23 protein-coding genes and 1 tRNA gene are annotated in these 25,004 nt (G+C 74.1%); 6 read left to right on the forward strand and 18 right to left on the reverse strand.

Annotated features, from left to right (window positions below):
• From AB6N23_RS09240 to AB6N23_RS09265, 6 genes are all read right to left on the reverse strand, one after another.
• Window positions 1-1,097, reverse strand: a 1,097-nt coding sequence (locus tag AB6N23_RS09240) for a serine/threonine-protein kinase (RefSeq protein ID WP_412865791.1), incomplete at its 3' end; no start/stop codon positions are given.
• Window positions 1,094-2,545: a peptidoglycan D,D-transpeptidase FtsI family protein gene (locus AB6N23_RS09245; protein WP_412865792.1), complete on the reverse strand. Its 1,452-nt coding sequence runs from the start codon at window positions 2,543-2,545 to the stop codon at window positions 1,094-1,096. The genes AB6N23_RS09240 and AB6N23_RS09245, both read right to left, overlap by 4 nt.
• Window positions 2,542-4,050 (reverse strand): FtsW/RodA/SpoVE family cell cycle protein, encoded by a 1,509-nt coding sequence (locus AB6N23_RS09250; protein WP_412865793.1) that lies wholly within the window; start codon window positions 4,048-4,050, stop codon window positions 2,542-2,544. The genes AB6N23_RS09245 and AB6N23_RS09250 overlap by 4 nt, the downstream gene beginning before the upstream one ends.
• Complete coding sequence (locus AB6N23_RS09255; protein ID WP_412865794.1) at window positions 4,050-5,501, reverse strand: PP2C family protein-serine/threonine phosphatase; 1,452 nt, start codon at window positions 5,499-5,501, stop codon at window positions 4,050-4,052. Before AB6N23_RS09255 ends, AB6N23_RS09250 begins: the two co-directional genes overlap by 1 nt.
• 3 nt (window positions 5,502-5,504) lie before the next feature.
• Window positions 5,505-6,014: an FHA domain-containing protein FhaB/FipA gene (locus AB6N23_RS09260; RefSeq protein ID WP_412865795.1), complete on the reverse strand. Its 510-nt coding sequence runs from the start codon at window positions 6,012-6,014 to the stop codon at window positions 5,505-5,507.
• Window positions 6,015-6,024: 10 nt separating this feature from the next.
• Window positions 6,025-6,729, reverse strand: a complete 705-nt coding sequence (locus AB6N23_RS09265; RefSeq protein ID WP_378200956.1) for an FHA domain-containing protein — start codon at window positions 6,727-6,729, stop codon at window positions 6,025-6,027.
• A 274-nt stretch (window positions 6,730-7,003) separates the two neighbouring features.
• On the opposite strand from AB6N23_RS09265, the gene AB6N23_RS09270 reads away from it, so the two are divergent.
• Window positions 7,004-7,086: transfer RNA gene (locus AB6N23_RS09270), tRNA-Leu, on the forward strand.
• Between the two features lie 670 nt (window positions 7,087-7,756).
• Window positions 7,757-9,334, forward strand: a complete 1,578-nt coding sequence (locus tag AB6N23_RS09275) for a pectate lyase family protein (protein WP_412865796.1) — start codon at window positions 7,757-7,759, stop codon at window positions 9,332-9,334.
• A gap of 110 nt (window positions 9,335-9,444) precedes the next feature.
• On the opposite strand, the gene AB6N23_RS09280 is transcribed toward AB6N23_RS09275, so the two are convergent.
• Window positions 9,445-9,990 (reverse strand): hypothetical protein, encoded by a 546-nt coding sequence (locus AB6N23_RS09280; protein ID WP_412865797.1) that lies wholly within the window; start codon window positions 9,988-9,990, stop codon window positions 9,445-9,447.
• Between the two features lie 168 nt (window positions 9,991-10,158).
• On the opposite strand from AB6N23_RS09280, the gene AB6N23_RS09285 reads away from it, so the two are divergent.
• Together AB6N23_RS09285 and AB6N23_RS09290 are read left to right on the forward strand one after the other, a co-directional pair.
• Window positions 10,159-11,229: a spore photoproduct lyase family protein gene (locus tag AB6N23_RS09285; protein WP_412865798.1), complete on the forward strand. Its 1,071-nt coding sequence runs from the start codon at window positions 10,159-10,161 to the stop codon at window positions 11,227-11,229.
• A gap of 233 nt (window positions 11,230-11,462) precedes the next feature.
• On the forward strand, window positions 11,463-11,864 hold the full coding sequence (locus AB6N23_RS09290) for a DoxX family protein (protein ID WP_412865799.1): 402 nt from the start codon (window positions 11,463-11,465) through the stop codon (window positions 11,862-11,864).
• A 21-nt stretch (window positions 11,865-11,885) separates the two neighbouring features.
• Here AB6N23_RS09290 and AB6N23_RS09295 read toward each other — a convergent pair whose 3' ends face one another.
• The 7 genes from AB6N23_RS09295 to AB6N23_RS09325 all read right to left on the reverse strand — a co-directional run bounded on the left by AB6N23_RS09295 (window position 11,886) and on the right by AB6N23_RS09325 (window position 18,203).
• On the reverse strand, window positions 11,886-13,094 hold the full coding sequence (locus AB6N23_RS09295) for an AI-2E family transporter (RefSeq protein ID WP_412865800.1): 1,209 nt from the start codon (window positions 13,092-13,094) through the stop codon (window positions 11,886-11,888).
• Between the two features lie 95 nt (window positions 13,095-13,189).
• Complete coding sequence (locus tag AB6N23_RS09300) at window positions 13,190-14,806, reverse strand: polyamine aminopropyltransferase (protein ID WP_412865801.1); 1,617 nt, start codon at window positions 14,804-14,806, stop codon at window positions 13,190-13,192.
• A 2-nt stretch (window positions 14,807-14,808) separates the two neighbouring features.
• Complete coding sequence (locus AB6N23_RS09305; protein ID WP_412865802.1) at window positions 14,809-15,015, reverse strand: DUF350 domain-containing protein; 207 nt, start codon at window positions 15,013-15,015, stop codon at window positions 14,809-14,811.
• A gap of 27 nt (window positions 15,016-15,042) precedes the next feature.
• A complete protein-coding gene (locus tag AB6N23_RS09310) occupies window positions 15,043-15,750 on the reverse strand; it encodes a hypothetical protein (protein ID WP_412865803.1) in 708 nt (235 codons plus the stop codon).
• A gap of 29 nt (window positions 15,751-15,779) precedes the next feature.
• Complete coding sequence (locus AB6N23_RS09315; RefSeq protein ID WP_378200882.1) at window positions 15,780-16,124, reverse strand: S-adenosylmethionine decarboxylase family protein; 345 nt, start codon at window positions 16,122-16,124, stop codon at window positions 15,780-15,782.
• A gap of 207 nt (window positions 16,125-16,331) precedes the next feature.
• Window positions 16,332-16,841: a hypothetical protein gene (locus AB6N23_RS09320; RefSeq protein WP_412865804.1), complete on the reverse strand. Its 510-nt coding sequence runs from the start codon at window positions 16,839-16,841 to the stop codon at window positions 16,332-16,334.
• Between the two features lie 480 nt (window positions 16,842-17,321).
• Complete coding sequence (locus tag AB6N23_RS09325) at window positions 17,322-18,203, reverse strand: alpha/beta fold hydrolase (RefSeq protein WP_412865805.1); 882 nt, start codon at window positions 18,201-18,203, stop codon at window positions 17,322-17,324.
• Between the two features lie 88 nt (window positions 18,204-18,291).
• Here AB6N23_RS09325 and AB6N23_RS09330 point away from each other — a divergent pair, with 88 nt between their 5' ends.
• Entirely contained in the window at window positions 18,292-18,723 is a 432-nt protein-coding gene (locus tag AB6N23_RS09330; RefSeq protein ID WP_412865806.1) for a MarR family winged helix-turn-helix transcriptional regulator, read from the forward strand.
• Between the two features lie 318 nt (window positions 18,724-19,041).
• Here the strand turns inward: AB6N23_RS09330 and AB6N23_RS09335 are convergent, their stop codons facing one another.
• From AB6N23_RS09335 to AB6N23_RS09345, 3 genes are all read right to left on the reverse strand, one after another.
• Window positions 19,042-19,536, reverse strand: coding sequence for a DUF7832 domain-containing protein (locus AB6N23_RS09335; protein ID WP_412865807.1), 495 nt, complete (start codon window positions 19,534-19,536; stop codon window positions 19,042-19,044).
• 136 nt (window positions 19,537-19,672) lie between these two features.
• Window positions 19,673-20,527: a hypothetical protein gene (locus AB6N23_RS09340; protein WP_412865808.1), complete on the reverse strand. Its 855-nt coding sequence runs from the start codon at window positions 20,525-20,527 to the stop codon at window positions 19,673-19,675.
• Entirely contained in the window at window positions 20,517-21,503 is a 987-nt protein-coding gene (locus AB6N23_RS09345; RefSeq protein ID WP_412865809.1) for a type IV toxin-antitoxin system AbiEi family antitoxin, read from the reverse strand. The genes AB6N23_RS09340 and AB6N23_RS09345 overlap by 11 nt, the downstream gene beginning before the upstream one ends.
• 308 nt (window positions 21,504-21,811) lie before the next feature.
• Here AB6N23_RS09345 and AB6N23_RS09350 point away from each other — a divergent pair, with 308 nt between their 5' ends.
• Entirely contained in the window at window positions 21,812-23,419 is a 1,608-nt protein-coding gene (locus tag AB6N23_RS09350) for a glycoside hydrolase family 64 protein (RefSeq protein WP_412865810.1), read from the forward strand.
• A 116-nt stretch (window positions 23,420-23,535) separates the two neighbouring features.
• Here AB6N23_RS09350 and AB6N23_RS09355 read toward each other — a convergent pair.
• The coding region (locus AB6N23_RS09355; protein ID WP_412865811.1) for an outer membrane protein assembly factor BamB family protein at window positions 23,536-25,004 on the reverse strand (1,469 nt) is incomplete at its 5' end.

The raw sequence follows: 25,004 nt of genomic DNA on the forward strand, positions 1-25,004 counted from the left end.
CCGCGTCCCGGCGTGAGACGTCGTGCCGCCGGCACCCCCCCGCCCCGGTTCCGGCCGCCCGGCCCACCCCCACCCCCCTCGGCGGCGCGGGCGGCCGCGCGGCGGGTGCCGGGTGCGGGCTCGGGCCGGGCGGTGCCGCGCCCGCGACGCGAGGGCGGGTACGACGGCGGGGTCGCGGCCGGGGCGGCGGGCGCCTGCTCGTCCCGGCGGGGGCGCGCGAACTCGTCCCTGGGCCGCTGCGGCCGCGTGACCAGCACCGGGACGCCCGACGGCGGGGTCTGCGGCACGAGCCGGTCGAACATGCCGGCCAGCTCCTCGCCCGACGCAGGCCGCTCGGAGGGCTCCTTCGACAGCAGGCGCAGCACGAGCGCGGCGAGGCGCCGCTCGACGGTCGTCGGCAGCGGCGGCACGGGGTCGTTGACGTGCGCGACGGCGATGTCAACCGCCGTCGGCCCCGTGAACGGGCGCTTGCCCGCGAGGGCCTCGTACGCCACGACGCCGAGGGAGTACAGGTCGGACAGCGGCGTGGCCGGGCGGCCGACGGCCTGCTCGGGGGAGAGGTACTGCGCCGTGCCCATGACCATGCCGGTGGCGGTCATCGTCTTCTGGTCGGCGGCGAGCGAGACGCCGAAGTCGGTGATCTTCACCTTGCCCGAGCGCGCGAGCAGGATGTTGCCCGGCTTGACGTCGCGGTGCACGACGCCGGCGAGGTGCGCGGCGTGCAGGCCGCGGGCCGTCTGCGCGAGCACCGGCAGCAGCCGTCGCGGGTCCAGCACGGGCTCGCGCTCGAGCAGGTCGCTCAGCGGCTCGCCGACCACGAGCTCCATGACGAGGTACGCCGACCCGTCCTGCTCGCCGTAGTCGAACAGCGCGGCGATGTTCGGGTGCGAGAGGGCCGCGGAGTTGCGCGCCTCGGTGCGGAACCGCTCGAGGAAGCCGCCGTCGCCCGCGAACTCGGCGCGCAGCACCTTGACGGCGACGGGACGCTGCAGCGCGTCGTCGTTCGCCTCCCACACCTCGCCCATGCCGCCGACGGCGATCCGCCGCAGCAGCCGGTAGCGCCCCCCGCCGAGCGCGACGCCCGGACCCGTCCTCACGATCCCAGCACCGCCTCGATCACGGCCCGCGCGACCGGCGCCGCGACCTGTCCACCCGTGGCCTCGTTGCCGAGGTTCCCGCCGTTCTCGACGATGACCGCGACGGCCACCCGCGGCGCCTCGGCCGGCGCGAACGCCGTGAACCACGCGTGCGGCGGCTCGCCCGGCACCGTCTCCGCCGTGCCCGTCTTGCCCGCCACCTGCACGCCCGGCAGGCGCGCGGAGCGGCCCGTCCCGGACTCGACGACGCCCACCATCATCTGCGTCAGCGCGCTCGCCGTCTCGGGGGAGACGGCCGTCGACAGCGTCTCCGGGTCCGTCTGCGAGACGACCGTGAGGTCGGCGGCGCGCACCGTCTCGACGAGGTAGGGCCGCATGAGCTGCCCGCCGTTGGCGATCGCCGCGCTGATCATCGCGACCTGCAGCGGCGTCGCGACGACGTCGCGCTGGCCGATCGCGGTCTGCGCGAGCGACGGCGGGTCGAGGTCGGTGGGGAAGACGCTCTCCACGACCTGCGTGGGGATCGTCAGCTCGCCGCCGTCGAAGCCGAAGCGCTCGGCCTGCTCGCGCAGCGCGTCCTCGCCGAGGGTGAGCCCGAGGTTCGCGAACGCGGTGTTGCACGAGACGCGCAGCGCGTCGGCGAGGCTCACCTCGTCGCCGCCGCAGCTGCTGCCGCCGAAGTTGCCGATCGTGGCGCTGGTCTGGGGCAGCGTCAGCTGGACCGGCGACGGGACGCCCGTCTCGGCCGTGTACGCGCCGCTCTCGAGCGCGGCCGCCGCCGTGACCAGCTTGAACGTCGAGCCGGGCGCGTACCGCTCCTGCGTGGCGTTGCTGCGCAGCGGGTTGCCCTCGGTGGCGTCGAGCTCGGCGTAGCGGGCGGACGCCTCGCTCGTGCTGTGCACCGCGAGGACGTTCGGGTCGAACCCGGGCGTGGAGACCAGCGCGAGGATGCGCCCCGTGGACGGCTCGATGGCGGCGACGGCCCCCTGCTGGTCGCCGAGCGCGGTCCGGGCCGCCTGCTGCGCGGCGGGCAGGATCGTCGTCTCGACGGCCGCGCCCTCGGGCCGGCGGCCGGTGAGCAGGTCGCGGATGCGGGAGAAGAACAGCTGGTCGCCGCGGCCCGTGAGCTGGTCGTTCGCGGCGCGCTCGAGCTGGCTGCGGCCGTTCGCGATCGAGTAGAAGCCGGTCACGGCGCTGTACAGCTCGCCGTTCGCGTACGTGCGCTGGTACCCGAAGGGGTCGTCGACGGGCACGGACGCGGCGATGGCCTCGCCGCCGGCGACGATGGGCCCGCGCGCGTTGCCGTGCTCGCGGTACAGCGTGCGGGCGTTGCGCGGGTCGGTGTTGAGGTCCCCCGCCTGCCCGAACTGCACCCACGACGCGCTGCCCATGAGGGCGACGAACATGACGAGGACGAGCGTGGCGAGGCGGCGCAGCGGCGTGTTCACCGGTCGTCACCCCCGATGTGCTCGGTCGGTCGGTCGTCGGGTCGAGGTCCTGGGTCGTCGGGGGCGGTGCGCGCCGACGACCGGACGGGCCCGTCGGCGCCCTCGGCGCGGCCGGCGACGGCCACGGGCACCCCGATGTCCGGCGTCGGCACCGCCCGGACCACCGGCACGGGCCGGCGCGCCTCGTCGGAGATCCGCAGCAGCAGCGCCGCGATGATCCAGTTGGCGACGAGCGACGAGCCGCCGTACGCGAGGAACGGCGTCGTCAGGCCGGTCAGCGGGATGATCCGCGTGACGCCGCCGACGACGACGAACAGCTGGAAGGCCACGACGAACGACAGGCCGCCCGCGAGCAGCTTGCCGAACCCGTCGCGGACGCCGATGGCGGTCCGCATGCCCCGCTCGGCGAGGACGGTGTAGAGCAGCAGCACGGCGAGCAGGCCCGTCAGGCCGAGCTCCTCGCCGATGGACGCGATGATGAAGTCCGACTCGGCGTACGGCACGAGGTCGGGCCGGCCCTGGCCCCAGCCGGTGCCGAACAGCCCGCCGTTGGCCATCCCGAACAGGCCCTGCACCACCTGGTACGACCCGCCGACCTCACGCCCGTAGACGTCCTGGTCGAGGGCCCGCAGCCACACGTCGAAGCGCGCGCCCACGTGGCTGAACGTCGTCGCGGCCGCGACCGCGCCGCCGACGAAGAGCAGGAGGCCGATGACGACCCAGCTGGTGCGCTCGGTGGCGAGGTAGAGCATCGCGACGAACAGGCCGAAGAACAGCAGCGAGGTGCCGAGGTCGCGCTGACCCACGAGGACGAGGAGCGACACGCCCCACACGAGCAGGATCGGGCCGAGGTCGCGGGCGCGCGGCAGCTGCAGGCCCAGCACCTTCTTGCCGGCCAGGGCCAGCGTGTCGCGGTGCGTGACGAGGTAACCGGCGAAGAACACGGCGAGCGCGATCTTGGCGAACTCCGCGGGCTGCATGCCGACCGGGCCGACGCGCACCCAGATCCGGGCGCCGTTGACGGTCTGGCCGACGACCGGCAGCAGCGGCAGCACGATGAGCGCGAGCGCCGCGACCATCGCCGTGTACGTGTACCGGCGCAGCGTGCGGTGGTCGCGCAGCAGCAGGAGCACGCCCACCGCGAGGGCCACCGAGATGGCGGTCCACGCGAGCTGGCGGTCCGCGAACCCCGAGTCCGCGCGGCCGCGCTCGGCGTACGCGAGGGAGATGCGCGAGATCATCCCCAGCCCGAGGCCGTTGAGCGCCACGACCACCGGCAGGATCACCGGGTCCGCGTAGGGCGCGCGCAGGCGCAGCACGACGTGCACGACGAGCGCGAGCACGGTGGTGCCGACGGCGTACGCCACCGCGTGCGGCGGCACCTGGTCGGTGACGCCGAGGCCGGCGAGGACGTACCCGGCGATGCCGATGCCGAGGGCGGGCACGAGCAGCAGCAGCTCGGTCCCGCGCCCGGGACGGACCCGGTGGGGCTGGATGGAGGCCATCACGGGACGCCGGCTCCCGGCAGGTCGGTCGCGGGCTGGCCGTCCGCCGGCTGGCCGTCGGCGGGCTGGTCGGGCGCCGGCTGCTGCGGGGCGGTGGGCGTCGTGGGCGTGGGCGTCGGGGCGGGCGTGGCCGGCTCCTCCTCCTCGACGCCGTCGGCGAGCATGTCGACGAGGTCGCGCGCCTGCGCGAGGGAGCCTGCGGAGATGGTCTGCTCGACGCGTTCGCGCAGGTAGGCGGGCAGGTCGGCGACCTCGACGTCGGTCGTCTCGACCACGGACGCGAGCTCGAGCGGCCCGAGCGTCTGCGGGATGCCCCGGTACACCGTCACGCGGCCGTCCTCGTGGCCGACGTAGTACTGCTGCTGCGTCCACAGGTAGCCGAGCACGACGGCGGCGACGAGCGCGACGCCCACGACCACCCACGTGACGACGAGGCCGCGGCGGCGCGGCTCGGGCGCCAGCGGCTCGTCCTCGTCGCCGTCGCGGTCCGGCCCGTCGGCGTCCGTGCCGGCGGCGACCGCGCCGGTGCCGCCGGGCGGCGTCTCCGGGTCGGCGTCGTCGGACGCCTCGGTGGCCGCGCCCTCGCCGCGACGTGCGCGGCTGGACAGCCACGCCGCGCGGGCGGCGGGGCTCTCGGCCGCCGCGGACCGCCGCTTGCGGGACAGCGCGGCCGCACCGACGACGCTCGCGTTGGTGCCGGGCATCGCGCCGTCGGGCAGCTCGTCGAGCTCGACGACGTCCGCGAGGACGACCGTCACGTTGTCGCCGCCGCCCGCGCGCAGCGCGAGCTGCACGAGCCGGTCGGCGCACGCGTCGACGTCGGGGATCGTCGCGAGCGTCTCCTCGATCGTCTCGGCCGAGACGAAGCCCGACAGGCCGTCGGAGCAGAGCAGCCACCGGTCGCCGACGCGCGCCTCGCGGACGGACAGGTCGGCGGTGACGTCGGCGTCGAAGTCGCCCAGCACGCGCATGACCACCGAGCGCTGCGGGTGGTGCTCCGCCTCCTCGGCGGTGATGCGGCCGGTGTCGACGAGGTGCTGCACGAACGTGTGGTCCGTGGTGACCTGCGTGAGGACGCCGTCGCGGAACAGGTACCCGCGGCTGTCGCCGAGGTGCACCATCGCGAGCTTGTTGCCCGCGCGCAGGATCGCCGTGACGGTCGTGCCCATGCCCGCGAGGTCCGGCTCGGCGGTGCTGCGCGCGATGATCTCGGCGCGCGCGTCGTCCAGCGCCACCTCGAGCTCGTCCAGCGCGTCGTCGGGGCCGTGCGACTCGCCGTCCAGCGGGGCGAGGGCCGCCACCGCGACCGACGAGGCCACGTCGCCGCCGGCGTGGCCGCCCATGCCGTCCGCGACGACCAGGAGGTGGGGTCCGGCGTACGCGGAGTCCTGGTTGTCGGAGCGCACGAGCCCCACGTCGGAGCGCGCGGCGTAGCGGAGGGCGACCGTCACGGGCTACCTCTGCAGCTCGAGGACGCTCTGGCCGACCCGCACCGGCGTGCCGGTGGGGACGGGCGTGGCCTGCTCGACGCGGTGGTCGCCGACGAACGTGCCGTTCGTGGAGCCGAGGTCCTCGACGAACCACTGGTCGTCCTGCGGGAACAGGCGCGCGTGGCGGGACGACGAGTAGTCGTCGTCGAGGACGAGCGTGCAGCTGGGGGCGCGGCCGATGAGCACCGCGGACGACCCGAGCGGCACGGTGGTGCCGCGCAGGGGTCCCTCGGTGACGACGAGCCGGCTCGGCCCGCCGCCGCGCGTGCGACGGGGGGTGCGGGGCGCGGGCTCGGCGGCGGGTGCGGGGGCCTCGCCTGGCGTCGCCGCGGGGCGCGGTGCCGGGGCCTTGCGGCGGTCGATGATGCGCGTCCCGTACAGGTCGCGGCGCAGCACCGTGATGGCGGACAGGACCAGCAGCCACAGCAGGGCCAGGTACCCGATCCTCAGAAGGGTGACGGTCAGCTCGCTCATGCGCGCCGCATCACTCGTCCACGTCCGAGCCACCGGTCCAGAACAGGATCCGGGTGCGGCCGATGGTCAGCGTGTTGCCGTCGAGCAGCGTCGCCGCCGGCACCTGGTGACCCTCGACGTACAGGCCGTTGGTCGACCCCATGTCGCTGGCGATGACGCCGTCGGGCGTCACCCGGATCTCGAGGTGCCGCCGGGAGACGCCGGGGTCGTCGACGATGATGTCCGCCTCGGAGCCGCGCCCGATGACCGTGACGGGGCCGGTGAGGATGTAGCGCTGGCCGTCGATGTCGATGAGCGGGTGCCGCGGGCTGGGTGCCGCCGTCGTCGCCGGGGCCACCGCACCGCGCACCGTCGCGCTGTGCACCGCGAACCGGCCGGCGTCCTGCTCCGTGTTCTCGCTGAACGACACGGTCACGGGGCCCACGAACGCGTAGTGCTGGCTCGCCGCATGGTCCGTGACGTTCGCCGCGAGCTCCTCCGCCAGCGCCTCCGCGCCCCACTGCTCCACCTGGTCGTAGTCGGCCGTGGACAGCTCGATGGTGAACTCGTTCGGCACCACCGTGCGGTCGCGGCCCACCACGGCGGCGCGGTCGTCGAGCTCGCGACGCAGCGCGTCCGCCAGCTCGATCGGCTTCACCTCGCTGCGGAAGGCGCGCGCGAACGCGTTGTTGACGACGCGCTCCACGCCGTTCTCGAACTTGTCGAGGAACCCCACGCCCACCTCCTCCCGCCGGTCGTCCGGGCCCGTCGTCCGGACCGGGTGGCCCGCCAGCGTGCTCGTGGATCGCCGGGCGAGGTGCCACGACGGTCCGTCCCGATGCTAGCCGTGCACTGCTCCGCCCGTGCCCCGCGAGCGACCGACACCCCGTCCCGGACCGGCGGTGCCGCGGCCGCAGCCGGGCACCGACCCGACGCGGCACCCACCAGGGACGAGGCCCTGACCGGCGTGTTCGGTACCCGGACCGTACCGTGCTAGTGTTCCGAACCGCGCGCGAGTGGCGGAACGGCAGACGCGCTGGCTTCAGGTGCCAGTGTCCGAAAGGGCGTGCGGGTTCAAATCCCGCCTCGCGCACACAGATCGAGAGCCGGTGACCGTGGGGTCACCGGCTCTCGTGCTTACCGCGCTGGTCATGGCACCCCGGTGCGCCGACACCGCCCCCTGCGCGCCGACACACCCTGGATCGGTCCTCATGGTCCTCATCGGTGATCGCCGCGCCGTGATCGTCGTCGCGGCCGGACGTGCGAGTCGGCCCGTCGACGGGGTTCGAGGCGGCGACACGTCTCGCAGGTGACGGCGGTGACCGAGCGTTGCGGGACGAGAGGGTCCGGCGCACTCGCGGCGGCTGCCGGCCTGGCGGCGGGTGCGTCTCCGGCGAGTCCGATGCAGCGAGCGCCGCGTCCTCGGTTGCTTCGTGGCGTTGATCGACTGCAGCTAATAGTGGCGTCTGACTGCAAGGAATATGCGCATGGGGCAGCGGCCGAGCGCTCCCTGCGTAGCCCTCGTGAGGCTGTGCCGTGGTCGACCGACCACCGGGAGCGTTGTCCACGCCGGAGCGGCCGTGGTGACGCGTCCCCTGTGTGCAGGCGTCGCGCGAGCCGACGTCCGAAGCGTTTCACCGCCCGAAGTGGGCCTTGCGGATCGGGAAAGCGGTCTCCTACGGTCGAGAAACCGGTTACCGAGCGCCCGTCGCGACGCCGACCGGTGCAGTCCCCACTTCAACGACGAAGGTGAGACGACGACGATGACTCGACCCACAGCCCTGAGGTCGCTCGCGGCGGGGGCCTCGCTGGCGCTCGTGGCGGCGGCCGGCGTGACCGCGCTCGCCGCCCCCGCGGCGCACGCCGTCACCGGCAGCGCGACCGGCTTCGCCGCGCAGAACGGCGGCACGACCGGCGGCGCCGGCGGGCAGACCGTGCGGGCGTCCACGGGCACCGCGATCCACGAGGCGCTGTGCTCCCGGCCCAGCACGAGCACGCCGATCACCATCCAGGTGTCGGGCACCATCACGGTCGGCAACACCGCGAAGGTGTCGGGCAGCGGCTGCAGCACGGCCGCCGGCGTGATCGAGCTCAAGGGCATCAGCAACGTGACGATCGAGGGCGTCGGCTCGGGTGCGACGTTCGACCAGATCGGCATCCACATCCGCGACTCGAGCAACATCATCATCCAGAACGTCACCGTCAAGAACGTGAAGAAGTCGGGCTCCCCGACCTCCAACGGCGGCGACGCGATCGGCATGGAGAGCACGGTCCGCAATGTCTGGGTCGACCACGTGACGCTCGAGGCGTCGGGCGGCGAGTCGGAGGGCTACGACGGCCTCTTCGACATGAAGAACGACGTCGAGAACGTGACGCTGTCCTACTCGATCCTGCGGAACTCCGGCCGCGGCGGGCTCATCGGCTCCAGCGAGAGCGACACGGGGAACGACAAGATCACGTTCCACCACAACCTGTACTCGAACATCGACTCGCGCACCCCGCTGCTGCGCGGCGGCCTCGCGCACATCTACAACAACTACTACGTCAACCTGAACGAGTCGGGCATCAACTCGCGCGCCGGTGCGCGGGCGAAGGTCGAGAACAACTACTTCGAGGACTCGAAGGACGTGCTCGGCACCTTCTACACGTCGGAGCGCGGCGAGTGGCAGACGGCCGGCAACATCCTCGACAACGTCACGTGGTCGAGCCCCGGCGGCGACACCCGCCCGGCCGGCCCGAGCATGGCGTCGACGACGACCGTGAGCGTGCCCTACTCCTACCGCCTCGACGGCGCGAGCTGCGTGCCCGCCCTCGTCCGGGCCACGGCCGGCGCGAACACCGGCCTGCGCGTCTCGGACGGCTCCTGCTCCCCGCAGACGCCGGCCCCGAACCCGACCACCCCGGCGCCGAACCCCACCACCCCGGCGCCGAACCCGACGACGCCCGGCCCGAACCCGACCACGCCGGCGCCCCAGCCGGGCGGGACGAACCTCAGCCTCGGCGCAGGCGCCGACGGCTCCGGCAAGGGCGGCGGCACGAGCTACGGCAACGTCGTCGACGGCAACCTGTCGACGTACTGGTCGCCCAGCGGCTCGACGGGCCGCGTGTCCGTGAAGTGGGGCTCCGCGACGACGATCTCGTCCGTCGTGGTCCGCACCGCCTCCGGCGGCGGCAGCATCACGAGCTTCCGCGTCGTCAACAACGACACGGGCGCCGTGCTCGGCACCGGCGGCAACGGCGGCACCGTGACCTTCCCGGCGGTCTCGCTGAAGAAGGTCAACATCGAGATCACGGGCGCGTCGGGCACGCCGCGCATCGCCGAGGTCGAGACCTACCGCTGACCCGGCCGCGCCACCGCACGGTGAGCGACCACGCCTGACGCACCACGGCTGAGCGGCGAAGGCCCTCGGGACCGGTCACCCCGGTCCCGAGGGCCTTCGTGCGCGCGCGGTCAGTCGTCCTCCTGCGGGATCAGCGTGAGCGCCGTCATCAGCGCACCCAGGACGAGTGCGGCGCGCGTGTGCGCGAGCGGGCGGCCCTCGGCGAGCAGCCGCTCGCCGCGGCGGAAGACCCACCGCTCGAACGCGACGGTGCCGACGGTCGACAGCGCCAGCGAGCCGACGACGAGGCCGCCGACGAGCGCAGGCCGGAGATCGCGCGGGGCCGGCGCGCCGTCGTCGGACGTGCGGTTCTCGTCGACGGCGCGGTAGACGACGTCGGTGGCGTCGAGGCCCGTGGCGTCGGGCAGGTCGGTGCCGTCCAGGCGCAGCGCGCCGGTCGGCGCGTCGCCGGCGGCGCGCTTCTCCTGCTGCGCGGCGATCATCGCGCGCATGTCGGGGATGCCGGCGGCGACGCCGGCGGCAGCCAGCGCCCCCTTGACCCAGCCGCGCGCGGTGCGGGAGCGGATGAGGTCGGGGCTGGCGTAGTAGGCGGTGGTGGCCGCACCCGTGACGAGGGCGGCCAGGACGCGGGAGCGGGGCGGTCGGTTCGTCGTCATGCCCGCCATCGTCGCCCGGTGGTGCCCCGTGTCACACCCCCCTTCAGGACCAGATGGGACGATCACGCCTCATCCCGGCGTTCTACCGGTGTGACGACAACGCCTGTGACGACAACGCCGCTGTCGGTCCCGCCCACCGCCTCCTCGACGTCCACCGTGTCGACCCCCGTGCCCGCGCGCTCGCGCCCCTTGCTCGACGTCCGTCGCATCTACGTCGAGCCCGAGGCGGCGGCGCTGCCCCGCGGGCAGGAGGTGCTGGCCCGCTGGCCCGACGCCGAGCGCGTCGAGGTCGCGTCGCACTGGAACATCCCCGAGCTGCACGGCGACGAGACGAACGTCGACCGCTGGGTGCGCATCAAGACCGAGGCGCTCGTGCTCGGCGTGAAGAAGTCGCTGGCCGCGCGGCCGAACGGGCGCTCGTCGGACTTCGTCGCGCCGTCGACCGCGAACGGCTGCGCCATGGCGTGCGCGTACTGCTACGTGCCGCGGCGCAAGGGCTACAGCAACCCGATCACGGTGTTCGCGAACATCGACCGCATCACCGGCTACCTCCGCCGGCACGTCGCGAAGCAGGGTGTGAAGACCGACCCGAACCAGTGCGACCCGCACGCGTGGGTCTACGACATCGGCGAGAACAGCGACTGCTCGGTCGACGCGACGGTCAGCGACAACGTCCGCGACCTCGTCGACCTGTTCCGCGGCCTGCCCACCGCCAAGGCGTCGTTCGCGACCAAGCACGTCAACCGCGACCTGCTCGACTGGGACCCGCAGGGCCGCACGCGGGTGCGGTTCTCGCTCATGCCGGAGCGGATCTCGAAGCTCGTCGACATCCGTACCGACCGGATCGTCGACCGCATCGCCGCGATCGACGACTTCGTCGAGGCCGGCTACGAGGTGCACCTCAACTTCTCGCCCGTGATCGTGCACGACGGCTGGCTCGAGGACTGGGCAGAGCTGCTCGACCAGGTCGCGGACGGCATCGGGCCGCGCGCGAAGGCGCAGCTGGCGTGCGAGGTCATCATGCTCACCCACAACCAGGCGCTGCACGAGGTCAACCTCGGCTGGCACCCCAAGGCCGAGCAGGTGCTGTGGCGCCCCGACCTGCAGCAGCCGAAGCGCTCGCAGACCGGCGGCTGGAACGTCCGCTACCGCACAGGCGACAAAGGCCGGTACGTCGGTGCGCTCACCGACCTGATCGCGCAGCGCCTGCCGGAGTGCCGGGTCCGGTACGCGTTCTGAGACGGGCGGCGCCCGGGTCCCTGTCCTGACGGGTCAGGGATCGGCGTGTCGCGTGGGCGTGTCGACGCGGGGAAGGGACAACTTCTGCGGCCGTACGCACCGTGTGCGCACGTCGGGCGTACGGCCGTGGGGAAGATCCCGTCTCCCGTGCCGACACGCCGGCGCCGCTGCCGTCACCCTGCGGCGGACGCGGCACCCGTGCGCCGGGGCGTCCCGCGGCGGAGGATCGGGCGATGAACACCGCTGACCTCCCCGCCCCGCTCGGCCGCGGCGCCCGCGGGCTCGTCGCCGCGTTCGCCGTCTCCGGCACCGTGCACCTGGTGCGGCCGGAGGTGTTCGAGCCGACGATCCCGCGCGCGCTGCCGGCGCCGCGGGCGCTCGTCGTGTGGTCCGGTGTCGCCGAGCTCGTGTGCGCGGCGGGCATGCTGCACCCGCGGACGCGGCGCCTGGCCGGTCCCGCCGCGGCGGCGCTGCTCGTCGGCGTCTACCCGGCCAACGTGCAGATGGCGGTCGACGCCGTCCGCGCGGTGCGCCGGCGGCGCACGCCCGCACGCGTCGTCCGGGCCGTCGTGACGCTCGCACGTCTGCCGCTGCAGTGGCCGCTCGTCCTGTGGGCGGCGCGGGCGGGGCGCTGACGCCCCGCCCGCGCCGACGCGTCAGACCGTCTCCGGCCGCTTCTTGCGCGCGAACTTCGCGGCGAGCTCCGGCCCGTCCCACACCTGGACGGAGCGCCAGATCGCCGCGGCGATCGGCACGGCCAGCACCGCGCCCGTGATGCCGACGAGCACGGTGCCCGCCGTCAGCGCGAACAGGATGACCAGCGGGTGCAGGCGCAGCGCGCGACCCATGACGATCGGCTGGAGGAAGTCGCCCTCGACCTGGTTCACCACGACGACGATCGCGATGACGATCAGCGCCTCGACCGGTCCGACCGCCACCAGCGTCACGAGGGCGGCGAGGATGCCGGCGAGGGTCGCCCCGACCAGCGGGATGAACGCGAGCAGGAAGACGAGCACCGACAGCGGGATCACCAGCGGCACGCCCACGATCGCCAGGCCGATGCCGATGAAGACGGCGTCGACGAGCGCGACGATCGCCGTGCCGCGCACGTAGCCGCCGAGCGTGCGGATCGTCGCGTCCCCGACGCGGCGGCCGCGCTCGTAGCGGTGCCCCTCGAAGGGCCGCAGCAGGAACTCCCACATCGCCGGGCCGTCCTTCAGGAAGAAGAACAGCACGACGATCATGATGAAGAAGCCGGCGACGAAGTCCGCGGTCTGCGAGACGCCCGCGATCGCGCCGGAGCCCACCGCGTCGGACTGCAGCAGGCTCGTGGCGGACTCCCGCACGGACGCGATCTGCTCGTCGCTGATGTCGAACGGCAGGTCCTGGACGTAGACCTGCAGGCGGTCGAAGCCCTCCAGGGCCTGGTCCCGCAGCTCGCCCCACTGGTTCGCGACCGCGCGGACGACGAGCCAGAGGATCAGCGAGAGCAGCGCGATGAGCGCGAGCAGCGCGACCCAGGTCGCCAGCAGCGACGGCATGCCACGCCGGCGCAGGAACGACACGAGCGGCGAGATGGCCGCCGCGAGCACCAGCGCGATCAGGACGGGGATGACGACGAGCGTCAGGCGCGTCACGACGAAGCCGAACACCGCGATGACGGCGAGGACGGCCAGCACCTGCAGCGACCGCGTGCCGACGCGGCCGAAGCCGTCCGACCACAGGCCGGGAGTGCGGGGCGCCGCCTCTCCGGGCGTCGCCTCGGCCGACGTCGTGCGGCGCGGCTCCGCCCCGGGACGCGGTCCGACGCGCGTGAGCTCGGTGCCGGTCCGGGCGGGCGGTGTGCGCCGGCCGAAGAGACCCATCGGCTGTCCTCCTGGTGCAGGTGCCGGCGGACGCCGGACGAGCCGACGCTATTGCGCTCCGGCGCGTCCCGCGCGGTGACCGGTGGCCGCACGCGTCAGTACCGCCAGCGCGCCATGTCCTGCTGGTAGGTGCGGTGGATCGTCGGCGAGAGCAGGGTGGACGGCGGGACGTCGCGTGCGGGCGTGTCCGCCGGCAGGCGCGTCGTCGCCGCCAGCGACGCGGCGTCGTGGAACCGCAGGCCGTCCGGCAGGGGCGTCGCCGCGAACGCCTGCGACCCGTCTCCGGGCAGCGACAGGGCGAAGCCCCACTCGCCGAACGACGGGACGTTGACCCCCAGCGGCAGCACGGTCCGACCGGGCGCGCCGTCCCGCATCGTCGCCACGACCTGCCAGAACGCACCCGGCGTGAAGTACGTCGACGTGGCCTGCGTGCTCATCACCCCGCCCGGCCGCAGGTGCGCCGCGACCATCCCGTAGAACGGGGAGGAGTACAGCTTCGCGATGCGCTCGTTCGACGGGTCGACGAGGTCGACGAGCACCGCGTCGAACGTGCGGTCCGTGCCGCGCAGCCACGTGAACGCGTCGGCGTTGACCACCTCGACGCGTGGGTCGTCGAACGCGTGGCCGTTGAGGTCGCTGACCAGCCGGTCGTGCCGGCCGAGGTCCGTCATCGCGGGGTCGAGGTCGACGACGACGACCTCGCGCACGGACGGGTAGCGCAGCACCTCGCGTGCGAGCAGGCCGTCGCCGCCGCCGAGCACCGCGACCGACGTCGGCGCCGCGACCGACGTCAGGGCCGTGTGCGCCAGCGTCTCGTGGTACCGCGCCTCGTCGACCGAGGAGAACTGCAGCTGGTCGTTCAGGTACAGGCGGGTGTCGCCCTGGTACGACGTCACGACGAGCTTCTGGTACGCGCTCTGCTCGTAGTGCAGCACCGGGTCGACGTACAGCCGCGTGCTGATCGCGTCCTCGAGGGCCGTCGCGGTGACGAGCCCGGCCACGAGCAGCACCGACACGGCCGCCGTCGGCCACGTCAGGCGCACGGGCCAGCCCATCCGCCCCAGCATGAACAGCGCGACGAGCACGTTGAGCAGCGCGACGGCGAACGCCGTGCGCACCAGGCCGAGCGTCGGCAGCAGCAGGAACGGGAACAGCAGCGACGCCGCCAGGGCGCCGAGGTAGTCGAGCGCCAGCACCTTCGACAGCAGCGACACCGACTCGTCGCGACCGTGCTCCTTGAGCAGCGCCACGAGCAGCGGGATCTCGACGCCGATGCCGACGCCGATGAGCAGCGACAGCAGCGTGAACACGACCCACGCGAGGTCCGTCACGGCGTACGCCCAGAACAGCAGCAGCACCGACGCGCCGCCCAGCACGCCGAGCAGCAGCTCGTTGCGCACGAACGCACGCCCGGGGGAGCGCGCCAGGCGCACCGCCAGCAGCGAGCCGACGCCCATCCCGAACATCGTCACGCCCGTGGCCAGCGAGAACGCGACGACGGAGTCGCCGAACAAACTGGAGGCGGCCGTGCCGAGGATCAGCTCGTAGACGATCCCGCCGACCGCGACGAGCAGTGCCGCCGCGAACACGGTCGGCCGGTCGCCGCGGCGCGCGCCGCGGGGTCCCGGTGCCTCGGGCGCGCCGGTGGGTGGGTCGGTGGGGGCGTCGGCGACCGTCGTCGCGACGCCGTCCCGGGTCGTGCCGTCGTCCACGGTCAGGAGCTGATCGTCCCCGCCACGATCACGCCGATCGCGATCGCGAGGCCGGCGATGACGACGCCGAACGCGACGTTGTGCTCGTCGACGAGCTCGCGGTGCAGGTCGAGGCGGAACAGCTTGTTGACGACGACCACGGTGATCAGCAGCAGCACGATGCCGATCACGGAGTAGACGATCGTGGACAGCAGCTCGTCGAGGGCCATGGGTGTCTCCCGGGTCCGGTGAAGGGGTTACTTGCCGAGCCCGCCGACCCCGGTGACCGGGCGGCGGTAGCAGATCTGGTCCGCGTCCTCGGAGACGACCGTGCTGCCGGCGGGCGGCGCGGTCGCGAGGCTGCGGGGCGTGCAGTCGGTGCGGGTGTCGGGGGAGCAGGCGCCCGCGAGGTTGCTGAGCAGGATCACGGCGACGAAGGCGCCGACCACCCAGGCGCCGCGCCGACGCGGCGCGACCACTTTGCCGAAGTGGTCCTTCTGCGCCTTCGCGTCGAGCTCACGGCCCCGGTAGACGTCGAGGACGCGCTCGTCGAACTTCTCCACGGACAGCACGAAGCCGTCGCCGTGCAGCTCGGCGTACGCGACCTTCTGGCCCTTCTGCAGGTCGTAGGTGAAGGAGCCCTGGAGGTCGCGGATGGTGCCCGCGCCGACCTCGCCGACGCGCAGCTGCTGCGGGCGGCCGTCGACCGTCGCCGTCACCAGCTGGCCGGTGCGCAGCTGGTCCGGGTCGAGGCGCTCCGGCACGTCCTCGGGCCAGTACAGCGTGACCTTGCGGGTGTCGTGGTCGTACTCCACCCAGTAGTCGAGGTTCGTGTAGCCGAGGAGCTCCCACTCCTCCCAGTGGTACCACCGGCCGTCCTCGCGGTCCTTCTCCGCGTAGACGACGACGCCGTGCGGCATCGACCGCCACGGCGGCGACCCGACGAGGGCGTGCCCCAGCTTCATGCGTGCCCGGTGGCGTGCCATGCCGCGCCTCAGACCAGCGCGCGGACGTCGACGCGGGCGGCCCCGAGGACGTCGGCCAGCTCGGCGCGCGTGGCGTCGGCGAAGTCGTCGCCGTCGGGGCGCCGGCACGTCGTCAGCGTCACGTACGCCGTGCCGCGCTCGGGCCACGTGTGCACCGCGACGTGCGACTCCGCGAGGATCACCGCGACGCTCAGCCCCTGCGGCGTGAACCGGTGCGCCGCGTCCGCGCCGACCGGCGTCAGGCCCGCGCGGCGGACCACCGCGTCGAGGCAGCGGCGGACCGTCGGCTCGTCGTCGAGGCGCCCGGCGTCGGCGCCCGCGACGTCGAAGACGTACACGAGGTTGCGGTCCACGGGCGTGCGGCCTCCAGGCGGGGGTGGGGGGCGCGGTGAGCCTAGTGGAGGGGTGGGGGGACCTCGGACCAGGTCCACCCGTTCGCCGCGACCGGCCGCGGACGCGCCTCCGGCCGACGCGATGGGTCGGCGCGGTCGGTCGTCGCGGACAGTCGTCGTGGTGCAGCTCCCGCCACGTGCGCTGGGCGAGCGACTCCACACCGGCGGTCACAGGGGATCGGGCAGGAGGCGAGCCACGTTGTCCCACCACGGGTGACGCCTGGTGAGGGCCCACGCGCCCGCGGTGAGCAGGCACGGCGTCGCCCCCAGGATCAGCGTCGACACCCCGCCGAGCACCGCGTCGTGCAGGTAGTAGTCGAGGTCGGAGGCGGTCATGACGGTCGTCGGGTCGGAGGGCAGGTAGACCACCGGCGTACCGGCCTCCAGCACCGGGAGCTCCCCGCTCGTCGCGATCTGCGCGTCGACGCGACGACCGTCGGCCGTGGTGAAGACGACGTGGTCGTCCGGCCCCGCGTCGATCACGTGTCCGGACGCACCCCGAGCCCGCAGGTCGGTTGCGAGGTCGTGGAGGCGCACGTCCCCCGGGAGCACGCAGATGACGGTGATGACGAGGATGAGCCCGAGGGTGCAGACGACCGCCACGGCACCACCCGACAGGCGGGCGAACCTGCCTGCCGCCTCGGGCTGGTCGCCCGTACCGTCACCGCCGTCCGACATGAGGGCAGTGTGCCCGGTGACGGGCGTCGCGCGAGGCGACTCCGCGCGTCCGCTCTGCCGACGTGGTCCGTACGGCGGAGCGACGCGTGAGGGCGACGGCAGCAGGTCGAGGAGCGCCTCCGCCACGCCGCGGGCCCGGCGGCCGTGGTCAGGCCGGGCGGTCCGGCCCCGGGAGTGCCGCGCTGATGGTCGCGCTGATCGCCGCGGCGTGCGCGTCGAGCTCGGACCATGGGTCGCCGCGTTGCCGGCAGACCGGCGCAGCTTCGTCGAGAGACGCGCCGCGGAGCTGCTCACGCTCGCCGCGGTACGGCGTCCCGACCACGGGAGGACGTCGACGTCCAGGGCTGGACGCACTGGCTGCAGCGCGAGGCGGCGGGCACGTCGACGTCCGGTCGGACGCGCAAGATCCGCACCATGGCCGGGACTTGAGGGCCGATCCCGAGTCGTGGGGAACGAGGGCGTCCGCCCAGGGCTGCGTGCTCAGAGCGACGCCAGGAAGTCGAGCAGCACCGCAGCCAGGCGCTCGGGCGCCTCGAGGGCGACGTGGTGGCCGACGCCGTCGAGCTCGACGGCCCGCACGGGCCCCTGGACGACGTGCGCGAGCGTCGCGGCGGTGAAGGGCCCGCCGGAGCCGCCGACGGCAAGGGCGGGGACGGTCAGCGGTGTGCGGGCCCGTGCGCGGAGCTCGTCGCCCTCGGTGAGCATCGACCGGTAGAGCCCCGCCGCGCCCTCCCAGCCGCCGTCGCGCGCGAAGGTGCGGGCGAGCTCGGCCACGTCGGCGTCGTCGACGGCCCCGGGGACGACGGTCATCGACGGGAACGCCCACTCGCCGAGCAGCTCGCGCTCGCGGCCGGTGAGGAGGAGCCGCGCGATGCCCGGCGCCGCCAGCACGCCGATGTGCCAGGAGCCGCCGTGCGTCACGTCGGCGAAGCCCTCGAGACCGAAGCCCCCGAGGCCCATCTCGATCGCGGTCAGGCTCCGGACGTCGCCGGGGTGGTCGCCCGCCAGCCGGTAGAGGGTCCCGCCCGCGATGTCCTGCCCGACGAGGTGGACCGGTCCGAGGTCGAGCGCACCGATGAGCGCGTGGAGGTCCTCGGCGGCGACGGCACTGCCGAAGTCCGGCCCGGCGGTCGCCGAGTCGCCGAACCCGCGCAGGTCGACGGCGACGACGCGGTGCCGCTCGGCGAGGAGCGGGATGAGCCGGTGGAACACCCACCACGACTCCGGGAAGCCGTGGACGAGCAGCACCGGGTCCCCGGACGTGCCCGCGGTGACGTGGTGCAGCGTCGTGCCGTTGACGTCGGTGGTGCGGTGGCGGACGCCGGGGACGGTGGCGCCGGCCGGCGCGACGGGGGTGTGCATCGGGTCTCCTCGATATAGGCAACTAGGTTGTCAATCTACGAACGAGCAACCCGGTTGTCAATACTCGTGCGCGCGGTAGCGTCGGGCCGTGACGACGTCGGAGGGTGCGCACCTCGCCCGGCTCCTGCTCGGCGCGTTCGAGGCGATGGTCGACGAGGTGGCGGCCGAGCTCGAGCGCGCCGGCCACCCGGGGCTGACGGTCGCGAACGAGTTCGCCATGCAGGCGATCGACGCCGGGGCGGGCAGTGCCGCAGACCTGGCGCGCGCGCTGGGCGTGACCCGGCAGGCCGCCGCGAAGACGATCGCGACCCTCGAGGGGCTCGGCTACGTCGACCGCGCGCCGGACGCCGCGGACGCCCGCCGCAAGCACCTGCACGTCACCGCGCGCGGGCGCGCGGCGGTCGCCGTGGGTGCGCGGGCGTTCGACGACGTCCACCGGCGGTGGCGCGAGGACGTGGGCGCGGCGGACGCCGCCGCGACGGTCGCCGCGCTAGGCGCTCTCGCGCGGTCGCGTGCCTGACGTGCCGGCGGAGCTCTCCGCGCTGCTCGCGCGGTTGGCCGACGGCTGTGGCTTCCGGGAGGCGCGGCGGTGGGACGACGAGGACGTCCGCTGGGCGCTCTACCAGGAGGCGCTACGTCACCCACGACTTGAGGGCACCCTGAAGGAGGCACTCACGGAGGAGCCGGACGAGTTCGTGGCGTCGAGCGTCGTGGTGCTCGCCCTCGAGCGCGAGACCGAGGCAGACGACATGGCGCCCTGGGTCGCCGCGATGCCCGCCGATCGGCGCGCCTTCGTCGAGAGGCGCGCGACGCTCGCACGTCGTCCGGACATGGCGCGTCAGTGGTGCGGCGGTGCGTCCTCGTGCGCATGCCGCCCGGTGGATGAGCGCCACGCGTCGAAGCGCTCATGCAGGAGGGGCGCGAGGCGTTCGTACTCCTGCCACGACCCGCGGACCCCGTACGGGCCGGCGTCGGGGAAGACGCCGGCGTAGTCCTCGAGGAAGCGCTGCTCGTAGTAGTCCCGAGCGAAGGCGTTCCCCAGGTCGTTCAGCATCTCGGACGCGAGGACGCCGTCCCACTCGACGTACAGGTCACTCGGACGCCCACGGCGCGCGCGGATCGCCGCGACACGCCGAGCGCTCTCCGTGGCGACCAGGTCGCTGACCATGCCGTGCTCGACGAGCCAGACGAGGAAGAAGCCGGTGTGCACGTAGGCACGGCGCCTGGGTGTCCAGCGCGGGAAGTCGCCGCCGTAGTGCCACTTCGCCTTGTCGTAGGCGACGTGCTGCCCCACTCCTGCCGACTCTTCTGGGCTCGGTCCGTCACTGCTCACGGTCGCAAAGGTATCCGCGGGCTGTTGCTGTCGACCTGTCGCACGCGTCGGCGCTCCTCGTCGGCGCGCGACGCCGGACGAGGTGCTCGGGGAGCGAGCTGCCACGCCGAGCCGTCCTGGCCGAGATCGTCGCGCTTCAGCCCCCAGCGCGCGGGCCGAGCGCCATCCCGGCGCGCAGCGACCCGGGTGTGCTCCGACAGGCCGGGATGTCCCCGCGGAGGCCACCCGGGCAGCAGAGGATTGTCCAGGTACGTCGCGAGCAGGTTGTCGTCGACGCCGTTCCACCGCTCCAGCAGCTCGGCACGGCGTGAGGGCGCCAGGACGGCGAGAGCGTCGTCGGCGAGCAGGACCGTCGAAGCCACGAGGGCGGTCGACTGCTCCTGAGCCCACGTGTGGCGAGGATCCGCTGGCCGTGCTCGTCGCCGTAGAGGCGGTCCTCCACGGTCGACGAGTGCAGGTACCAGTAGGACGCGCAGGCCAGGTCCCCGGCGTCCTTGTACTCGCCGTACCTGCTCCGGGCGGCCCACGAGGCGAGCTTCAGCGCGGTGTAGCCGGCGACCGTCGGCAGACGGATGACGAGGTCGTCACCCAGCGCGACCGGCCGGGCGTCGGCCCACACGTCGCGGAAGCCGAGGACGTCCAGCGGGTCGGCATCCCGACGGAGCGGCACGGCTCCGTCGGGGTGCTCGACGCCGCCGAAGGGGACGAGATCCACCATCGTCCCGGCGATCCGGTGGCGGACCTGAGCAGGTCCGGACGCGCGGGGCAGCTCGCGGACGACCTCGTCGTACGTCTCCCATCCGTCGATGGCCAGGGCCAGGTCCAGATCGCCGGTGCGCCGCAAGGGGAAGGAGTGCCCCCACTCCCGGTGCAGCACGTCACGGCACAGGGCGCCGACGAGCATGAGACGCCCGGCAGCCTGCGGGACGTGCTCGGTGAGCTCGGCCACAACAGGGAGCACGCCGTCGCGAAGCGTCGGATCATCGAGCATGGCGTCGCAGGAGCTCCTCCCGTAGGGGTCGCGCAGCGAGGCGGTGTCGCGGGTCGTCGGTGATGAGCAGGTCGGCGAGGCGCAGCGGGAGGAGCGCGTCGTACAGGTCGGGGACCGGTGCCGACCCACCCCAGAACTTGCGACGCACGACGATGTTCAAGCGGTCGCCGCTCGGGTTCCAGCGGGAGGCCATGACGGCTTGCAGGTCGAGGCGTTCGACGTAGATGGTCACGTCGGCTCCATGGAGCTCGGGGGAAGCGGCCTCTCCGGACCGGTACACCGACTGGCCTCGGCTCAACCAGGCATCGAGCCGAGGGTCGCCGCTGAAGCGGCCCAGCTCGAGCTTGGGGCCGAGCCCGTTGCCGAAGACGCCTGCCCACTGGTCGAGCAGCTCGTCCACGCGGTTGAGCCCCTCCCGCCCGTGGCGCAGGAAGCGACGCGCCTCCAGGTCCGACATGACCTGCTGCGCGATCCCGACCGAGACACCCGATCTCTCCGCGAGCGTCCGCAGGCTCGCGGAGGCGAGGCGAGGGTCGTCGAGCAGGAGGCAGACGACCTGAGCGCGGCTGGGGCTCATGGGGTTCTGGACGACGTGGTGGCCGCTGGCGGCGGAGCGATTCGATCGCCGGGGCCTGCGGGCGTCCTGGTCGCCGATGTCCACCAGCACGCCCGGCGCGCGCACGTAGGCCCGGCCGCTGCGGTCGGCGTACCAGTCACCGCGCGCACGGGCGGCCTCGGCACGAGCCGGAGGCATGCGGTCGGCGAGCAGGAGCCAACCGCCCTGCAGGAGGTCACCGCGCGGTTCCCGGGCCTCCGTCAGCTGCCAGGGGCGTTCCACGCGCATGCCGTCGATGTCCAGGACCGCAGTGTCACCCGAGAGCGTCAACCCGATCCCGCGCGCACGCAGGGCCTCCCGGATCGCCGACACGCGCTCGTCGACATCCTCGCGCTCGCCGTCCGGCAGAGAGGTGGCCATGGGCAGACCGTACATCGCGAGTGAACGTTCATCCATAATGAACGTTCACCGACGATGAACACCCGGGTGTGACTCACCTGGCCCGCGGGCCACAAGACGTCCCATGACTCCAGTGTGATAACGCGAAAACAACCACACCTTCAGGCGACGCGAGACGTCCGTCGCATATGTCAGGGTCGCTTACTAATTGCCCGGCGGTGTGCGGCGGAGAGGTCGCGCACCGGGCGTCCGGGCGCGCCGTGACGCGCGTCCGCACCCGCGAGCAGCGAGGCGCGCGGGCCCATCGGGGGGCGAAGGGACGACATTCGATGCGTCAGCTACGGACGTGGCTCACCGCGCTGGTCGTGGGAGCACTCTGCGTCATGGGGGCGGCCGCACCGGCGGCCGCGGTCGGGCCGGACCGGCTGCCGATCACGGTCGCGAACAGCTCGGGCCGCGGTGAGCAGGTGTACGTGCACGTGCTCGGCACCAACCTGGCGACGGGCCGGCTCGGCTGGGTCGACGCCGGCGGCACGTTCCGGCAGTGGCCGGCCGGGTCCAACCCGCCGTCGCCCGCGCCGGACAGCGCCATCGCCGGACCGTCGAACGGCGGCGCGGTCACCGTGCAGGTGCCGCGCGGCTTCTCGGGCCGCATCTACTTCTCGTTCGGGCAGAAGCTGCCGTTCTCGCTCACGCCGGACGGGCTCGTGCAGCCCGCGCCGTGGGCCGGCGGCGACCCGACGCGCGACATCCTGTTCGACTGGAGCGAGCTCACCTACAACGACGCCGGCCTGTGGCTGAACAGCTCGCAGGTCGACATGTTCGCCGTGCCGCACTCCGTCAGCGTCACCGGCGCGTCCGGGCAGACGCGGACCACCGGCCGCCTGGTCGCGAACGGACGCCAGCAGATCATCGACGCCCTGCGCGCCGACCCCGCGTGGGCGCGCAGCGTCGTCACGCGCGCCGACGGCACCGTGCTGCGCGTGCTCGCGCCCGGCAAGGCGGCGAGCGCGGGCCTCATGAGCACGACGTTCCTCGACGGCTACATCGCCTCGGCGTGGAACGCCTACACGTCCCGCACGCTCACGGTGCAGCCGTTCGGCGACCGGCCCGAGGTCCGGTACACCGGCCGCACGTCCGGCACGACGATGCGGTTCACCGACACGTCCGGCCGCGAGGTCGCGGCGTTCCAGCGGCCCTCGTCGTCGGACGTGTGGGGCTGCGACGGTGCGCTGCACGCGCCGAACGACCAGGTCGTCGGGCCCATCGCCCGCACGCTGTGCGCCGCGCTGTTCCGCGGCACGCTCGGCACCAGCACCACCGAGCCGGTGCTCGACGCGGCGCAGTTCTACCGCAGCACGCCGCCCAACCTGTACGGCCGGTCCGTGCACGCCGCGATGGTCGACGGCCGCGCGTACGCGTTCGCGTTCGACGACGTCGGCGCGTTCGAGTCCCTCGTGCACGACGGCGACCCGCGCAGCGCGCGCGTCGACCTGACGTCCTTCACGGGCGGCACCACGACGAACCCCGGGACGCCGACGACCCCCACGCCCACCGGGCAGGCGCTGGTCAGCCGCTGGAACGGCAAGTGCCTCGACGTCACCGGCGGCGCCATCACCGCCGGCACGCGCGTGCAGATGTGGGAGTGCAACGGCACGGCCGCGCAGCAGTGGCGGCAGGTCGGCACGGCGCTGCGCGTCGGCACCGACCAGTGCCTCGACGTCGTGTGGGGCGGCACCGCCAACGGGTCGCCCGTGCAGGTCGCGACGTGCAGCGGCAACGCCGCCCAGCAGTGGGTGCTCACCGCCGCCGGGGACCTCGTGAACCCGCAGTCCAACCGGTGCCTCGACATCGCCGACTGGAACGGCGCGAACGGCGCACGCGTGCAGCTGTGGGACTGCGCCGGGACGGCCAACCAGAAGTGGGTGCGCCGCTGACGGGCACCTGAGGCGGCGCACACGCGGCGCACGACCCGGCCGCCGGTCACCCGCGCAGGGTGGCCGGCGGCCGTCGTCGTCGAGCGGCGTCGGCCCTCGGCCCCGGCGCCGTCCCGTCAGCCGGCCCGCCGGCCCAGCACCGACAGCCGGTCGTCGTCCCAGCCGACCAGCAGCCCGCCGACCGACTGCACGCCGCGCACCCCCGCCGGCAGCGGCACGCTGCCCACCTCGTGCCCGTCCGCCGGGTCGAGCGCCACCAGCTCGCGCCCCCCGCCGCGGCGCTCGCGCGCCACGTGCAGCACGCGCCCGTCCGTCACCGGCGCGCCGACCGACCGGCCGGACCCCTCCCCGTCGCGCCGCCACAGCACCTCGCCGGTCGCGGCGTCCAGCGTCACCAGGCCCTCGCGCGTCGCGGCGTGCACGCGCCCGTCCAGCACCACCGCCGTCGACGTCTCGGCCGCCGCCGCGTCCCACCGGCGCTCGCCCGTCGCCGCGTCGTGCGCGCGCAGGTCGCCGTCCGTCATGAGCAGCAGGCCGGGGACGCTCCCGTCGTCGACGGTCGTCCACACCGCCGCGCCGTCGAGCTCGAGGTCGCCGTCCGGGCGGACGAACGTCGTCGACGACCCGTCGGTGAGCCGCAGGCCACCGCGCACGTCGAAGCCCGCACCGACCTCCGGGTCGCCGCCGGCGCGCGGCACCGTGCGCCGCACCGTCCCGTCCGCCGCGACGAGCACGACGTCGCGCTGGCCCACGACCGCCGCGACGCCGTCCGCGACCACCACCTGCGCGCGCCACCACGGGTACGGGTCGCGCGCACCCGCCGACACCGGCACGCGCCACAGCTCCGCACCCGTCGCCAGGTCGAGGCCCCACGCCTCCGTGCCGCCGCCCGGCGGCGAGCCCGCCACCACCGCCACGCCGTCGAGCACGCCGACGGCGTCGGCGAACGTGCCCGCCACCGTGTCCGTCGGCACGTCCGCGACCACCTCGCCGTCCGCGGTCGCGAGCACGACGACGCGCGACGTCGTGGGCGTGCTGCGCACCCAGTCGTCGGCGCGGCGCACCTGCCACACGTCGGACGCGAGGCACGCGATGCGCGCCGGCAGGCCCGACGCCGGCGCCGGCGGGTCGTCGGCGGCCACGCACAGCGACCCCACGGCGCGCACGTCGGCGGCGTCCTCGTCCGGCGGGTCGACGAGCGGGACCCGCCACCGCGTGGCGCCCGTGGCCGGGTCGAGCGCGACCACGTCCCGGCCCTGCGTCGCCGCGGTGCGCAGGCCCACGACGGCGTCCGACCACGGCCACGTCACCGCGTACGGCAGCTCGTCGCCGGTGGCCGACCACAGCACCTCGATCTCGGGCGGGACCGGCGCGATCACGCCCGGGACCGAGGCGAGGCGGGCGTCCTCGGCGCGCTCGCGGGCGTCGACGGCCGTCTGGGCGCCCACCGCCACCGCGACGAGGGTGACGCCGGCGGCGACGGTCCACCAGCGGCGGCGGCCGGTCCACGCGGACGAGCGGGGGTCCGGCGCGCCCGTCGTGCCGTCGCCCGTCGTGCCGTCGCGCGGTGGGCCGCCGCTCGGGC

The organism is Cellulomonas pasadenensis, from assembly GCF_047229365.1.
In the GTDB taxonomy this organism is placed as follows: Bacteria; Actinomycetota; Actinomycetes; order Actinomycetales; family Cellulomonadaceae; genus Cellulomonas.